Origin of the sequence: Lamprocystis purpurea DSM 4197, from assembly GCF_000379525.1 — a bacterium.
Classification (GTDB): domain Bacteria; phylum Pseudomonadota; class Gammaproteobacteria; order Chromatiales; family Chromatiaceae; genus Thiodictyon; species Thiodictyon purpureum.
On sequence record NZ_KB902430.1, the window covers coordinates 49932 to 64539 of the forward strand.

Genomic DNA, 14608 nt, shown 5'->3' on the forward strand with positions numbered 1-14608 from the left:
AGCCGCCATCCTGCGGTCGCTCGCCCAACCGTGGACGTAGGTGCGACTTCAGTCGCATCGACAGAAAGAGAAGAAATCCTCTCACAAAGACACAAAGACACAAAGATAGAGAAGCCTTTCATGGCTTCTTATCTCTCTTTCCTGCTTCGTGGCTTTGTGTCTTTGTGAGAGCATCTTCGTTTTCGGTGAGAGCCGGTAGGTTGGGGTGAGCGAGAGCGAACCCCAACGCTCCCCCTCATTTTCCTGACGCATTTTCCTGACTCAGCGCAGCCCGTCGGCAAAACGCATCCGCGCCACCTTATCGGTAAAAAACCGCGCGCTCCATAACCTGAGCCCGGCCTGTTGCGCCGCGCCGAGGAATGGCTGGACATCGCGCGCCGCCGCGGGCCAATCGATCGATCCAATCCGTTCGAGCAAGGCCGTCTGCAGCCAAGCCTGGTCGAGGTTCAGCGTCACCCCTTGCCAGGGACCCTGTTGGAACAGGGCAGCCGCGAGGTGCGGCAGATTCGGCGCCACCCCTTGGGTGATATACCAACCGAAATCGAACCAATCCCGCCCTTTGATAGAGGGCCGGCACAGCAACGCGTGTAGCTTCAGCGCCAGATTGCTCGGGAGATCCTGAGTGCACAATTCAAAGTCGAGCGGAAAATCCAGATAGTGATAACTGAATCCCGAACCGCCCGGCGGACCGGTGTCGACCTCCAGTTTCACCTTGAGCTTGCGTCCGGTATCGCCGCGGTAGAATGACAGATCGAGCTGGCGGCCGATGGAACTGTCTTTGATCATCGCCTGGCGCACGGCGCGGTCCATCTTGCCGCGATCGACCAGTTCGCAACGCACCCCGAACTCGGCAAGCACATCGACCAAGGTCGTGAAATAGGGCTGCCATGCGAAACCCGCATCCGCCTCGCGCAGAATAAAGTCGAGATCCTCCGAGAAACGGCGCAAACCATGCAGCAGGCGCAGGCTGGTGCCGCCCTGAAATGCCGCCACCGCGAAAAAACCGGCGCGCCAGAGCCCGTACAAGGCGAGTTCCTGCAGAATCTCCTTGAGTGCCTGCTCTTCCTGCCGCGCATCGGCTGCCGCATCGCTCTCCAACCGCCGACGCAGCAGATCGATCATAGCGCCGCCAACTCCTGCTGCATCCTGTCGATCAAGGTTCGCATGCGCGCGTGTTGATAGACGGACCGAAACGGTTCCAAGGCGTCGGGGCGGAGCGCGGCAAGCGCTTCAGGCGCCAGGCGCATGCCTTCCGCCAGACGCGTCAAGCCCGGCCACTCCTGCTTATTCAGGCACAACAGATCGAGCAAGCCGCGCAACGGCTGAGCCACCAGCGCCGCTTGCCCATCCAACAGCCGCCGATCGACACCTTCGAGAAAAAAACCGCGATTGAGCGCCAGCGGCAAGAAACGAAACTGACCGAGCCCCGGCACCGTCAGTTCATCACGCCGTCGCCCCGGTATCGTACACAAGATTGCCGGCACCGCTTCCGGAATCCAGCCGTGGTCACTCAAGGCCGTCTCGAACGAGACGTAAGAGCCCGGGTGCAGCCCTTGCGCGATCAAAAAGGGCTGCGGCAGCCGCCCGGACACCGCGGCGGCGAGTCGATAGCGACCGCGCCGCAGCCGCAGCAACGCGCCCTGCCGCAGAGCGCGATTGACCAGATTGTAGCGCCGCTGTGCCGAGCCGCCGAGCAGCCGGGCCAGTTGCGACTCGGTCAGCACGCGGTCCTGCCAGCCCGCCCCGGTAATGGCTTCAGCGAGTGTTCCCATCAATGTACGATACTTTCACTAAGTGAAAGTATCCAGCATTTTTTGTGCGCAGGTCGAGCGGGTATGACCGGCTGTGATGTGGTTTGGCCGGGCCGTGCGCATCGCTGGCCGGAACGATCATCAAGGCCCGCGCGATAACCGGCCGGACGGATTCACGATCGTAGGATGCGGTGAGGCACGGACACTGGCGGCGAATTCTCCCGACCGCGGAGTCTGGAAAGAATTTATCTCACGCCAAGGCGCCAAGCGCGCCAAGAAGAGCGCAATCCTGCGGTGCCCCCAGTCACCCCGCGAGCGCCTCCGGTTTCGATAGCGCCTTGAAGAACCTTGGCGTCTTGGTGCCTTGGCGTGAGACATTCCGGATCTGAGCCAAGCCGGTGCGGCGGATACGCCCGTTTGAGCGCAATTCGCCACCAGTGTCAGGCACGAACCGCATCAAGTTTTCCTCACTCAGCGCAGCCCATCGGCAAAACGCATCCGCGCCACCTTATCGACAAAAAACCGCTCGCTCCATAACCTGAGCCCGGCCTGTTGCGCCGCGTCCAGGAATGGCTGGACATCGCGCGCCGCCGCGGGCCAATCGATCGATCCAATCCCGGTTGCAACCGCCGGGCCGCATTGGTTAGTCTGCCCGGAAACCAACGACGATGGAGCGCGCTCCGGTGACCACGACCCCCGCCGATTCTCCGATCCGGATCCTGCACCTGTCGGATTTCCACTTCAGCACCCGCTCACAGTGGGACGCCGACCCGATCCTGCGCGCGCTGGCCGGCTTCATCGCCGACGATGCCGCCGAGAACGACCTGTACCCGGACCTGGTGATCATCACCGGCGACCTCGCCCAATCCGGCAAGCGAACCGAGTACGACTTCGCCCGCCGTTGGCTGAAGGACCTCTGGCCGCGTCTAACCCGCGACCCGGCGACGCCCTTGCCGCTGGACCGTCTACTGCTGGTGCCGGGGAATCACGACGTCGACTGGAACCTGATCGAGCCGGGTGCCCGCGATGCCCACCAGGCACTGCTTGCCGCCAAGACCCAGGCGGCGGTGACCGAGCGACTCAAGTCCAAAGCGACGCGGGAGCTGCTCTTCAAGCGACACGCCGCCTACCTCAAGTGCTACGGCGACTGGCTCGGCCAGCGCCAAAGCCTCCCTTGGTGGCAGCGCCGGATCGTCATCCGCGATCAGCGCCTGCATGTTGCCGGACTCGACTCCGCCTGGCTGGCCGGCGGTGACGACGACAGCCGGCTGCTGCTCGGCACCTATCAGATCAACCAGACCGTCCTGCACCGGGACGGCGAGGGCGACTGCGACTGGCGCATCGCCCTGCTGCACCACCCCTGGGCGTCGCTGGCCGAATTCGACCGCAACGACGCCCAACGCACACTGCACCGCCATCGCGATCTCATCTTGCGGGGCCATCTCCATCAGCCCGACCTTTTCCGTATCGTCCCCGCGGATCCGCGGCGCTCCTGCATCGAGGCCGCCGCCGGGTGCTGCTACTCCGGCAAGCCTTATCCGAATGCCTTCCAGTGGATCGAACTCTTTCCCGATCCACGCCGGGTGCGGTTCCATTTCCGCTGTTGGCATCAGGATGATTGGCAGGTGGATCGGAATCAGCCGGAGTGTCGGGAGGGGATGCACAGCATCGACTTGCCAGCTGGCGACCATGCACCCGCGGTGAAGCCGCAAAGCCAAAAAAAATCCAAGACAACGGGTTCCGACCGCGATGACCCCGGACAAGTGACGGGTGTCCCTCAACCACCAGCCCGCCAAGTTGCTGCCTCGGTCGCTGCGGGCCCTGCCGTGCGCCGCGCTAGTAGCCGCTGCGACGTGCTCTTGCTGTACGTGAACGACAAGGAGAAGCAGGCCATTATCGAGACCTTCAGGGGGCCCCGCGGCGGTCTCCCGAAGCCGATGTCCGTCCAGGGGCTTGCATGCCTGGACCTGCGAACCATCGGCGGCCGGCGAATCCTGGCAATGGCCACCAACATGGGTAGCGCAACACCTGGCGGGACGGCGACCCTGACCCTTGATGCCATCACCGGGCTCGACCCGGAATGGATCATCGCCGTAGGGATCGCCTTCGGCATGGACCCTGACAAGACCCCGATCGGCACCATTCTGGTCTCCGACCGGGTGTCATGTTATGAGCCCCAGCGCATGGGCAGGACCAAGACCATTTCCCGCGGCGATACGGTGTCGGTCCATCCGCATCTCAAGCAGCATCTTCAAACCGTGTCGGCGGCGCCTTACTGGAGCGGTGCCGAGGTGCGTTTCGGCGAACTCCTCTCCGGTGAGAAACTGATCGACGAGCCGGCATTCAAGGGCAAATTGCGCAAGCACTACCCCGAGGCCATCGGCGGCGAGATGGAGGCTGCCGGGATCTACAGCGCCGCCATGCTCAAACAACGCGCCTGGATCGTCGTCAAGGCGGTGTGCGATTTCGCCGATGGGAACAAGGGCGATGATAAGGACGCCCGCCAGACCCTGGCCGCGCTCAATGCGGCGACCTTTGTTCGTCATTGTCTGACCGCTTACGGTGGCGAACGCGGCGAGCGGCACTCGAAGTCTCGCCCCATCCCCGGGTCGGGTTCTGTACCAGCCCCAGACGCGCCGGCTGACTTGCGGAGTGGCGGCTCCGCGCTGTCTGCCAAGGAGCCGCCGGCAACCTCGATTCGCGCCGATGCCGTGGCCGGCATTGCTGAAGCGCTGGACCTTGTTGTACCGCTTCGCGACGCGTTGTCGCGGCCCGTGGCCGGTGTTCCGGCGGCGTCGGCCGCGGTGATCGCCGAGCGGCTCTGTGCGTCTGAGCCAGTGGCGTTCGGGCGGGCATTGAGCCATTTCCGACTGGCGCTGGGTGACGCCAGACGTGCGATCCGACAACGGCAGGGCGACCTCCGGGATCTGCGCAACCGCGCCCACGACATCCTGGGCTGGATGGTCGTCACCACGGTTGTGGATGGTTACGACGAGAAAGAGGCCCCGGCGGTCCGGGCCTGGTTTGATGGTGCAGCCTTTTATGTCCCCATTGGCAGTAGCCTCTGTTTGGAAGTGCTGTCGGCACGGTGGTTGAAGCGCGAGGCCAGATTCGGGGTCGAGCGCACGCGCCGCCAAACTGGAGAGGACGACATCACGCCGGTCCGGCTCGGCGAGACCGGTTTCGACGACCCCTTCAAGATCACGCAGGGGCATGTCGTCAACGAGGTTTGGCGTCTGATCTTTCAGCAGTTGTATAAGGAAACCGCGCCGGCGACGGTCGATAGCGAGTTGCGGGATCGACTGCGCAAACGACTCGACATCCAGTTGAATGAGCGCAAGCGCTGGCTCCGGCTGGTGATCGATCGAGCGGATCTACACAACCCGCTGAACCTCCCGGCGGCCTTGCAGGCGGTCAGCCAGGCCATTCCCTGGCTGCACCTGATCGTGATCGATGCGGCCGACCGGGCCGCGGCCGGTGTCTTCCTCCTGCCGGCGGGTGAGTTGGCGGGCGACATCGAGGAATGTCTGCAGACGATCGATGCTATTCAATTGCCGGAACTGACGCACGGAACAACCAGATGATTGCCGACATCCCCATCGACACCCGTGTCGAGCTTCCCCGCTGCGGCACCTGGCCCGCGTCGGTGCACCTGTTCGACCAGGACAGCGCCGATGCGGTGCTCGCCGCCCTGGCCGCCGAACGGCCGCTGCTGGTGCGCGGTGAGCCGGGTTCGGGCAAGAGCCAACTCGCCCGCGCCGCCGCCCAGGTACTGGGTCGACTCTTTGTCTCCACCGTGGTCCATTGCCGCAGCGAGGCTCAAGACCTTCAGTGGGAATACGACGCGGTTGCCCGCCTGGGCGAGGCCCAGGTCCTGGCTGCGGTGCGCTCGGACCTGGATCATCGCGAGCGGCTCGACCCCCGTCGCTTTCTGATTCCAGGCCCGCTCTGGTGGGTCTTCAACTGGGCCTCCGCCCAGGCCCAGATCGCCGACTTCAGCCTGTGCAAGGTCAAATCCCCCGCCACGCCGGCCGGCTGGACACCCGACCAGGGCGCCGTGCTCCTGATCGACGAGATCGACAAGGCCGAGGCGGACCTGCCCAACAGCCTGCTCGAGACCCTGGGCAACGGCGCCTTCCCCGTGCCCTGGCTCGATGAACCGGTGGGGCTGTGTCCCGAAGTACCGACGCCCCTGGTGGTCATCACCACCAACGAGGAGCGCGAACTCCCGGCGGCCTTCCTGCGCCGCTGCATGGTGCTGAAGCTTGAACTGCCCACCACCACGGACGCGCTGATCGCCTGTCTCGTCAAGCGTGGCGGGGAGCATTACGGCACGCACTGTACCGAAGCCGTCCGCACCCTGGTGGCCCGGCAGCTCGCCGAGGACCGCGCCCGCGCCCGTGACCTGGGCCGCCCGGCGCCGGGTCAGGCCGAGTACCTGGACCTCCTGCGCGCCTTGGTGAACGCGCGCGGGGCGAGCGAGGCCAAGCAGAAGGCGCTGTTCCAGCGCATTGCCCACTTCGCCTTGGACAAGACCGGAGCCCGTGGTTCGTGACCGGACGGTCGCTTCCGTACCCTCCCGGCGCTGTGCGAGCCCCGCCGTGCCCTTCGGTCGCAAGCCGACCGACACGTCCGCCGGCGCCATGAACCGCGCCGCGCTGGGTCGCGCCGATTTCATCCGCTGGGCTGTTAGTCTGGACGATGCCCGTCTCGGTCGGCTCGCGCAGGTTCTTGGCTACGCGGACCTGCCGGAGCACGCGGCCGAAGACGCGGCTGACAGCGCCGGGCAGTCCAGCCTTCCGCTCTCCGCCCCCGCCGGCGAGCAGCCCGTGACGACCAGGGTTCGACACCGCCAGTACCGCGTCATCGCGCGCCGCGTGCTCGCCCCGCCGCCCGCGATCACCGAGCCCCAGCCGCCGCCCGAGCCCGCGTCGCCGGTCGCGCCCCTGGGTCCGGCGCCGCCCCTGATTCCCTGGCCGCGGCTCTGGCCCTTCCTGCGCGCGGCCCTGGGTGAGCTGGCCGAGCGTCACCGCATCGACCTCCGGCAGGTGGCGGCGGCCTGTGCGCGCATCCAACCCCTGCGCCGACTGCCGCGACTCAAGGGCGAACGCTGGGCCGTCGCGGGTGAGCTCATTCTCGATCTGCACCCGCGGCTCTACCCCTTCTGGGATGACTTCAATGCCCTCAAGGCAGCTTTGCCGCGCCTGCGCGGCGGCACCGGGTTGCGTATTCTGCGCATGGATCAGGGGCCGGATGGCCTGGTACACGTCTGGGAGGCCGGGACCTGGGGTCCGCCGCGTCCCTATACCCCGCCCGCGGCAGGCCAGCCCGTACTGATTGCCGGTGACCTGGGTTGTCTGGGTACGCCGGCGCAGCGTCAGGCCTGGGTTCGGCTCGGCCGGCGACTCGCGGGCAGCGGTCGGCCGCCGGTTGTCCTCACCCCCTGTCCGCCCCGCTGGTGGGACCCGACACTGGCCGGTCTTTACTTTCCGGTTTTTCTCGACCGCGGCGCACAAATCCCGCCCCGGCCGGCCGGTCCCCGCCCCTGGCCGGCCTGGGCGGTCGATTTCGAACAGGCGATCCGGGACGATCAGGGGGCGCATCGCCTCCTCGCGTTGCTCAGCGCCTGTGTCGCTATTCGCCCGGTGTTGCTGCGTCAGTTGCGTCACCGGCTGCCCGTGGGTCTGGCGGATACCGGCAGCGAGGCGGCGGCCTGGCAGCATCCCGCATTCGTGGCCGGGGACTTCGCATTGCTCCCCGGTGCCCCGGAGGCGGTCGAGCAGTTGCGCCGTGCCTTCCCCGAGACTGGCGACGAGGCCCAGCGCCGCTTGGCCTGGGAACTCATCCGCGCCCAGCAGCAGGCGGGTGCCAGGCAGTCGGACTGCATGGAGGAGCGGATTCTCCATGCCGCCATGCTGGGGCTGACCGATCCCGCGGCCGAGATCTTTCTCGACCAAGTGGCGAAGGCACTGGACCATGCAGGCAGACCGGACGATGCCGAACGTGCCGGGTATCTTGCAGCCTGGGTCAACCGCCGTGCCGCTCGGATGCACCAGGATGCCTGGCGGTACAGCCCGCGTTCGGAGGCCCTGTGGCTCAAGGTCAATCCGCGGGCCTTGGAGGAGGGGGCAACGCTGCCGCTTGGTTTCGACATCCACCGAGCGCTCGCGGCTGCCGGAACATCGCGGAAGCGGCAAGACTGGCGCCTGATGCAGCGCGGTGACTGGCTGGAATGGGAACCGGCGGCGGCGCCCGCCGGGGCCATCGTCAGCGGCAGCCCGGTGATCGCGGAAATGCCCACCGGCCGCCCCGTGATTGCGGTGCAGGAGCAGCGGGCCGGTGCGCCATGGATGAGTCTGGGACTGGACCCGGCCGCCGGCGGCGCGGGTGCACTGCCGTTGGGCGAGCACGGCTGGCGGCTGCGCACCGATTTCGAGGAACTGCTCATCACCCTCATGGAGCGGCCCCCCTGGGCGCAGACCCTGGGGCGGGATCAGGACGGCCTGTTTGTCGGCGTCGCGGCGGGTCAGGGCGAGCGGCGCGCCTCCTGGTGCACCCCGCTGGAATGGCTGCGCTGGCCCGGCTTGCCCGTGGGTCCGGCGGTGGACTCGCCCTGGGACGGTCACGGCGCCTTTGTCGATGCGGACCAATTCAAGGCGCTGCGGTCGTTTGGACTGGTCCCGGCGGGCGCCGGCTGGACCCTGAGCCGTGATCGGTATGGGCTGCGTGCGGAGATCAGCATCAAAGGCGTCGCCATCGGGCTGCGCTGGATTTGGCCAGGCGTTTTTCAGATGGGTTCGCCGCCGACAGAGCAGGGTCGCGACAGTGACGAGACGCAACATGAGGTCATCCTCACCCGCGGTGTCTGGCTGGCGGAGACTGCCTGCACCCAGGCGTTGTGGGAGGCGGTGATGGATAAGAACCCCAGCTACACAAAGGGGCCACAGTTGCCGGTCGAGCAGGTCAGTTGGGAGGACATCCAGGTATTCATCGGGCGTTTGAATACCTGGCTGGGCGGGTCGGTCGAGCGGTCTGCGCGGCCGACCCAAGGGTTTCGCCTCCCGACCGAGGCGGAGTGGGAATATGTCTGTCGGGCCGGGACCACCACGGCGTATTCTTTCGGTGATGTGTTCGATTCCAAACTGGCGAATATCGGCAGCAAGACGGTTGCTGTCTGTTCATTGCCGCCTAACCCCTGGGGGCTCTACGAGATGCACGGCAATGTCGATGAATGGTGTCAGGACTGGTTCGGTGACTATTCCGCCGGGCCGGTGATCGACCCCGCGGGGGCTGATTCAGGCGATAGGCGTGTGCGGCGCGGCGGCGGTTGGGTCTACCGGGCGCACTCCCTGCGCTCCGCGTGCCGCTTCCACGGCGCTCCCGGCTTCCGCGGCCACTACTGCGGTTTCCGGCTTGCCCTAGGTCCCGAGCCCGGCCAGGCAGGAAATGGCCAGCCGGTAGGGAGCGGGGCCGGACTGCCCGCGCAGGGAGCGAGCGGGAGCGATCGGAAGGCGCGGGCGGTCCGGCCCCGCGGGGGCAAGGGGAGCACAAAAACATGAAATACCATTTCTTCCACATTCCGGCCCTGGAGCCGGAGGCCGCGACCGAGGAGCTCAATCGCCTGCTCGCTCAATACCGCATTCTGTCGGTCGACCGTCATCTGGTCGCCGACGGCTGGAGCAGCTTTTGGGCGCTGTCCGTCTGCTACGCCGACACCGAGACCGCCCCCGGCGCGCCGGGCGCAACCCGTAGGGTCCGCTGCGCGGACCACCCCGTCGCCTATCCAACGACCCGGACCGCGGCTCATCCCCCGGATGTATAACCCGTAGGGTCCGCTTCGCGGATCATCCCCCAGCCCATCCCCCAGCCCCTCCCCCCGAATCAAATCGCGAACGTTCATTGAGGTTCTCGGTCCGCGGAGCGGACCCTACGGTAGACTACGCAAACCGGCTCTCCCACTTAAATGGTTCAGCGGATGTCCAATTGGCGGCGCGTCTTGGTGCCCGGCGGTACCTACGCCTTTACCCTGGTCACTGAAGGCCGGGCCCCGATTCTGACCTCGCCCGTGGGTCGGTCCATCCTGCGCCAAGTGCTGTGCGATTGTCGGCGGACCTGGCCTTTCGATATCGTCGCCGTGGTGCTGTTGCCCGACCATCTGCATACCTTATGGCGGCTGCCGACGGGCGATTGCGCCTACCCGCGGCGCATCGGTTGGATCAAGAAGGAGTTCACCAAGGCCTGGCTGGCGGGCGGTGGTGCGGAACAGCCGGTCTCGGCCTCGCGGCAGCGCCACCGCCGCCGCGGCGTGCTGCAACGCAAGTTCTGGGAGCACTGCATCCGGGGGGAGGCGGACCTGTGCAGCCATTTGGATTACATCCATTACAATCCGGTGAAACACGGCTATGCGACCTGCGCGCGGGATTGGCCCTGGTCGTCGTTCCACCGCTATCGGCAGGCCGGCGTTTACCCCGAGGATTGGGGGTGTATCGCCCTTGAATTCGGGGATTTGTCGGATGGTTGCGGAGAACCGGGAGGTTTTGGTTGAGCCCCGTCGGGTCCGCTGCGCGGACCGGCCGCGTACGGGAACCTGCGGCGTCGGGGTTGACTGCGAGGGGGGTGGTCCGCACAGCGGACCCTACGAGCCCGCGTGCTTGGGCAGGTCCCGTAGGGTCCGCTGCGCGGGCCAGGTACGTACGGGAACCTGCGGCGTCGGGGTTGACTGCGAGGGGGTTGGTCCGCACAGCGGACCCTACGAGCCCGCGTGCTTGGGCAGGTCCCGTAGGGTCCGCTGCGCGGNCCAGGTACGTACGGGCACCTGCGGCGTCGGGGTTGACTGCGAGGGGGTTGGTCCGCACAGCGGACCCTACGAGGGGGTTGGTCCGCACAGCGGACCCTACGGGGTGAGGGTCTCATCAGGCGAGAGGCGTGTGCTGCGCGGCGCCAGTTGGATCAACGAGGCGCAGAACCTGCGCTCCGCGTACCGCAACCACGACGATCCCGGCAACCGCAACCACAACACCGGTTTCCGGCTTGCCCTAGCTCGACGGGGCGGCGGCAGTTGCCCCATGGACCAGACGCTCATCCTGTCCTGCCGCCCGGCAGGCGAAAAGCACAGGGCCGGCGGTGTGTTGGTAGGGGGAGCGGATGCCTCCCGAAGGCTCGCCGTCCGGCCGCCCTCAATCGGGTGCGGCGCGCGATGAAGGGGCCGCCGCCCGGGCCGCCTCCGGAGCAGTTCCCCGCCTGCTGGGCCGGCGATTGGGGTGAGGACCCCTTCGGTCTGTGGCAATCGCTGATTTATCGTGGAGTGCGGCAGGCGTTTCGGTGGATTCCGCCGACGGCTGAGCCGTTTCTCATGGGCTCGCCCGAATCCGAGCATGAGCATCGCAGCGACGAGCGGCAGCACCCGGTGCTCCTCACCCGCGGTTTCTGGCTGGCCGAGACCGCCTGCACCCAGGCCCTGTGGACGGCGGTGATGGGCGGGAATCCAAGTGGGTTCAAAGGCGAGCGGCGGCCGGTGGAGAACGTTTCCTGGGACGATGTGCAGGGGTTCATTGACCGGCTGAATGCCGAACTGGCTGCTTTTCCGGGTCGGGTTTCAGCGCAGCCTGGGGCGGTGGCGGAGGGTCGGTCCGCGCAGCGGACCCTACGGCTGCCGACCGAGGCCGAGTGGGAATATGCCTGTCGCGCCGGGACCACTGGCCCATTCTCCTGCGGCGACGACATCACCCCGGAGCAGGCCAACTACGACGGCAACTTTCCCTATCGCGGTAACCGCAAGGGGCTCTATCGGCAAGAGACCATTGAGGTGGCCTCCCTGCTGCCCAACCCCTGGGGCCTGTACGAGATGCACGGCAATGTCCGGGAGTGGTGCCGCGACTGGTATGGCGATTATCCGTCCGGGCTGGTCACTGACCCAGTCGGCCCTGACTCGGGCGAGGGGCGTGTGCTGCGCGGCGGCAGTTGGCTCTACGAGGCGCTGTACCTGCGCTCCGCGTCCCGCTACCGCCTCGGCCCCGGCCACCGCGTCCTCCACTACGGTTTCCGGCTTGCCCTAGGTCCCGAGCCCGGCCAGCCCGGCGAGTGAGGAGCGGGGCCGGACTGCCCGCGCAGGCAGCGAGCGGGAGCGAGCGGAAGGCGCGGGCGGTCAGGCCACGCGGTGGGCGAGGAGACGCAAGTTCCATCAGGCGGTGAGGTGGATGCGCCGGGTGATTGACAACCTATAGCGCATTCGGGCGTGATAACTAGACGTAGGGGCGGGTTTTAAACCCGCCCCTACAGCAAAGGTCTGTCTGGATATCAGATACGAAGGCTCTATCGAGGAGGCGCTGTATGCTGTCTGAACGCTTGCAGAAACGGTTGGCGAAAGATCGGCCCATGACCACGATTACGCTACGCATCCCGGTGGACGTGGTGGAGTCGCTGGAAGTGATTGCCCCGCTTAAGGGATTCTCCGGGTATCAAACGTTGTTGAAGTCGTATCTCAGCGAAGGGCTGCGCCGCGATGAGGCGCTGGTCCGCCCTGCCGCGTGGCCGGAGCCGTGAGACCTTGATCATAACGTGGCCCCCAGGCCCTGGGCGTGGAGCGCCAAGACATGCGTGACACCGCCGGAGCGGTGTCACGAGAGCGCGGGGTGGACGGACTTATGACCAGGCGAGGAATCCGCGATGACCACGCTGACCATTGATGTCGCTGACCTGGCGACCGTGCAGGCGAGCATGAAGGCCGCATTCAGCGGGGTGCCGCAGGGCTGTACCTACTCCTTCCCCAGTGAAGAACAACTGCTGACGACCCTGAACGCGAACCGCTGGGCCATTCTCAAGGCCCTCACCGGTGCCGGGCCGCTCGGGGTGCGCGCGCTGGCGCGGCGCGTCGGGCGCGACGTGAAGGGCGTGCACACGGATGCCCAGGTGCTGGCCGACTGCGGGTTGATCGACAAGACCAGCGAGGGCAAGTTAAGCCTGCCGCATGATACGGTGCGCCTTGAATTGATCGTGCGGGCCGCGGCGGCCTAGACCCCACGGGCGGCGGCCTCGGCCCCGGCTGGTGCAGCCCGTAGGTTGCCATGAAAGTCGGGCGGGGCCAGAGACGACAACAACCCTCGCAGTCTCGCAGAGACACGATAAGGGTACGGCGTTGGCCGGGCCTCCGGCGCTCAGTCAAGCACCACCCCGTAGATGCCTATAACTTCGCGGCCTTGGCTCGGCCTCCTAAGCATAGCCCGACTTTCATGGGAGGGGGTGAGCGCGGCGATCATGACCGTTGGGGTGAGGAACGAACCCCAACATCCCGGCCGCCGATCGTTGGGGTTCGTTCCTCACCCCAACCTACCGGGCTTGAGCCTGAGAGCCCGATCAAGGGTTTTTCACGAAGACACGGAAGGAAGAGAAGAAATCCTCTCACAAAGACACAAAGACACAAAGACACAAAGATAGAGAAGCCTTTCATGGCTTTTTTTCTCTCTTTTCTTCTTCGTGTCTTTGTGTCTTTGTGAGAGCATCTTCTTTCTCGGTGAGAGCCCGTAGGTTGGAGCCCGTAGGATGCGGTGAGTACTCGAACCGCATCACCCAGCGCGCGACCTGCGATGCGGTTCGTGCCTCACCGCATCCTACGGTTACACTTCCGACTGACGCCAACCCCCAGAGGAGGACCGCGGCGATGAATCCCCTCGCGCATTTCGATCCCGATGACCCCTATCCGGAGAGCGACGGCGAGCCCATGGCGGAGAATACCGAGCAGTATGAGTGGCTGGTCAAGATCAAGGAGAATCTGGAGATCCTCTTTGCGCAGGACCCGCAGGTCTTCGTCGCCGGCGATCTTTTCTGGTATCCGGTTCCCGACCGGCGGATCGCCGGCCCGGTGGCCCCGGACGTGATGGTCGCCATCGGCAGGCCCAAGGGCCGCCGCGGCTGTTACAAGCAGTGGGAAGAGGGTGGTATCGCTCCCCAGGTGGTGTTCGAGATCCTTTCGCCGGCGAACAGTCTCAAGGAGATGGCGGATAAGCTGGCCTACTACGACACCTACGGGGTCGAGGAATACTACGTCTACGATCCGTCCGCCAACACGCTGGAGATTTGGCTGCGTCAGGAGGGGCGGGTGCGGCGGATGTCCCACTTGAAGGGCTGGGTCAGTCCGCGGCTGGGTATTCGCTTTGCGTTGACCGGCGAGACGCTGGAGATCTTCGATCCGCAGGGCCAGCCGTTCCTGACCTCGGTTGAACTGGCCGCGCGCTTGCGCGATGAGGCGGGGCGTGCCGCGCTGGAGCGTGCGCGTGCCGAGGAGGAGCGTGCGCGTGCCGAGGAGGAGCGTGCGCGTGCCGAGGAGGAGCGCGCGTGCGCCGCGCAGGAGCGTGCCCGTGCCGAGCAGGAACACGCGCGTGCGGAGCAACTGGCCGAGCGGTTGCGCGCCCTGGGGTTCGAGCCTTGAGCCTGGGGGCCCGATCAAGGGTTTTTCACGAAGACACGGAAGAAAGAGAAGAAATCCTCTCACAAAGACACAAAGATAGAGAAGCCTTTCATGGCTTTTTAGCTCTCTTTTCTTCTTCGTGTCTTTGTGTCTTTGTGAGAGCATCTTCTTTTTCGGTGAGAGCCCGTAGGTTGGAGTGAGCGAGAGCAAACCCCAACGCCCCCTGGCCGCGAAATGCCCGGAGAGCCCCGTAACCCCTTGAAAGCATGTTCAGGAGACGCTGGGCTTCAATGGGTTAGCGAATTCGCCATCAGTGTCCGTTCCTCACCGCATCCTAGGAGTCTCCCGCGTGACGGCCTTAGGTTACGCTTCCGACACCCGCAGGCGCGCTACAGCACCAAGCGCGGCGTGGACTGGGTTGGCTACAAAGTTCACTTCATGCAACCCTGGTTTC

12 protein-coding genes are annotated in these 14608 nt (G+C 65.8%); 10 read left to right on the forward strand and 2 right to left on the reverse strand.

The window, feature by feature from the left end; genetic code table 11:
- Nucleotides 1-261: 261 nt before the first annotated feature.
- Nucleotides 262-1122, reverse strand: coding sequence for a nucleotidyl transferase AbiEii/AbiGii toxin family protein (locus tag A39O_RS0107540; RefSeq protein WP_020504079.1), 861 nt, complete (start codon nt 1120-1122; stop codon nt 262-264).
- Nucleotides 1119-1772, reverse strand: a complete 654-nt coding sequence (locus tag A39O_RS0107545) for a hypothetical protein (RefSeq protein WP_020504080.1) — start codon at nt 1770-1772, stop codon at nt 1119-1121. The genes A39O_RS0107540 and A39O_RS0107545 overlap by 4 nt, the downstream gene beginning before the upstream one ends.
- Nucleotides 1773-2434: 662 nt before the next feature.
- On the opposite strand from A39O_RS0107545, the gene A39O_RS0107555 reads away from it, so the two are divergent.
- From A39O_RS0107555 to A39O_RS0107595, 10 genes are all read left to right on the forward strand, one after another.
- Entirely contained in the window at nt 2435-5335 is a 2901-nt protein-coding gene (locus A39O_RS0107555; RefSeq protein ID WP_169338418.1) for a metallophosphoesterase, read from the forward strand.
- Nucleotides 5332-6306 carry an AAA family ATPase gene (locus A39O_RS32485; protein WP_020504083.1) on the forward strand — a complete coding sequence of 325 codons (975 nt, stop codon included), beginning with the start codon at nt 5332-5334 and terminating at the stop codon, nt 6304-6306. Before A39O_RS0107555 ends, A39O_RS32485 begins: the two co-directional genes overlap by 4 nt.
- Before the next feature lie 46 nt (nt 6307-6352).
- Nucleotides 6353-9310: a formylglycine-generating enzyme family protein gene (locus tag A39O_RS42610; protein WP_020504084.1), complete on the forward strand. Its 2958-nt coding sequence runs from the start codon at nt 6353-6355 to the stop codon at nt 9308-9310.
- Nucleotides 9307-9573 (forward strand): hypothetical protein, encoded by a 267-nt coding sequence (locus A39O_RS0107570; RefSeq protein ID WP_020504085.1) that lies wholly within the window; start codon nt 9307-9309, stop codon nt 9571-9573. Before A39O_RS42610 ends, A39O_RS0107570 begins: the two co-directional genes overlap by 4 nt.
- A gap of 153 nt (nt 9574-9726) precedes the next feature.
- Entirely contained in the window at nt 9727-10296 is a 570-nt protein-coding gene (locus tag A39O_RS0107575) for an REP-associated tyrosine transposase (protein ID WP_051088778.1), read from the forward strand.
- Nucleotides 10265-10951, forward strand: a complete 687-nt coding sequence (locus A39O_RS43485; protein WP_407635631.1) for a formylglycine-generating enzyme family protein — start codon at nt 10265-10267, stop codon at nt 10949-10951. Before A39O_RS0107575 ends, A39O_RS43485 begins: the two co-directional genes overlap by 32 nt.
- On the forward strand, nt 10948-11835 hold the full coding sequence (locus tag A39O_RS0107580) for a formylglycine-generating enzyme family protein (protein ID WP_020504087.1): 888 nt from the start codon (nt 10948-10950) through the stop codon (nt 11833-11835). The genes A39O_RS43485 and A39O_RS0107580 overlap by 4 nt, the downstream gene beginning before the upstream one ends.
- 245 nt (nt 11836-12080) lie before the next feature.
- A complete protein-coding gene (locus A39O_RS32495) occupies nt 12081-12293 on the forward strand; it encodes a hypothetical protein (protein ID WP_051088779.1) in 213 nt (70 codons plus the stop codon).
- A 123-nt stretch (nt 12294-12416) separates the two neighbouring features.
- Nucleotides 12417-12764, forward strand: coding sequence for an HVO_A0114 family putative DNA-binding protein (locus tag A39O_RS0107590; protein WP_020504089.1), 348 nt, complete (start codon nt 12417-12419; stop codon nt 12762-12764).
- A 643-nt stretch (nt 12765-13407) separates the two neighbouring features.
- Entirely contained in the window at nt 13408-14175 is a 768-nt protein-coding gene (locus A39O_RS0107595; RefSeq protein ID WP_020504090.1) for a Uma2 family endonuclease, read from the forward strand.
- Nucleotides 14176-14608: the final 433 nt, after the last annotated feature.

What these genes read in the sequence shown, in the direction of transcription:
- A39O_RS0107540 (WP_020504079.1), bottom strand. Translation starts at nt 1,122, where the DNA reads ATGATCGATCTGCTGCGTCGGCGGTTGGAGAGCGATGCGGCAGCCGAT.
- A39O_RS0107545 (WP_020504080.1), bottom strand. Translation starts at nt 1,772, where the DNA reads ATGGGAACACTCGCTGAAGCCATTACCGGGGCGGGCTGGCAGGACCGC.
- A39O_RS32485 (WP_020504083.1), top strand. Translation starts at nt 5,332, where the DNA reads ATGATTGCCGACATCCCCATCGACACCCGTGTCGAGCTTCCCCGCTGC.
- A39O_RS0107570 (WP_020504085.1), top strand. Translation starts at nt 9,307, where the DNA reads ATGAAATACCATTTCTTCCACATTCCGGCCCTGGAGCCGGAGGCCGCG.
- A39O_RS0107575 (WP_051088778.1), top strand. Translation starts at nt 9,727, where the DNA reads ATGTCCAATTGGCGGCGCGTCTTGGTGCCCGGCGGTACCTACGCCTTT.
- A39O_RS0107580 (WP_020504087.1), top strand. Translation starts at nt 10,948, where the DNA reads ATGAAGGGGCCGCCGCCCGGGCCGCCTCCGGAGCAGTTCCCCGCCTGC.
- A39O_RS32495 (WP_051088779.1), top strand. Translation starts at nt 12,081, where the DNA reads ATGCTGTCTGAACGCTTGCAGAAACGGTTGGCGAAAGATCGGCCCATG.
- A39O_RS0107590 (WP_020504089.1), top strand. Translation starts at nt 12,417, where the DNA reads ATGACCACGCTGACCATTGATGTCGCTGACCTGGCGACCGTGCAGGCG.
- A39O_RS0107595 (WP_020504090.1), top strand. Translation starts at nt 13,408, where the DNA reads ATGAATCCCCTCGCGCATTTCGATCCCGATGACCCCTATCCGGAGAGC.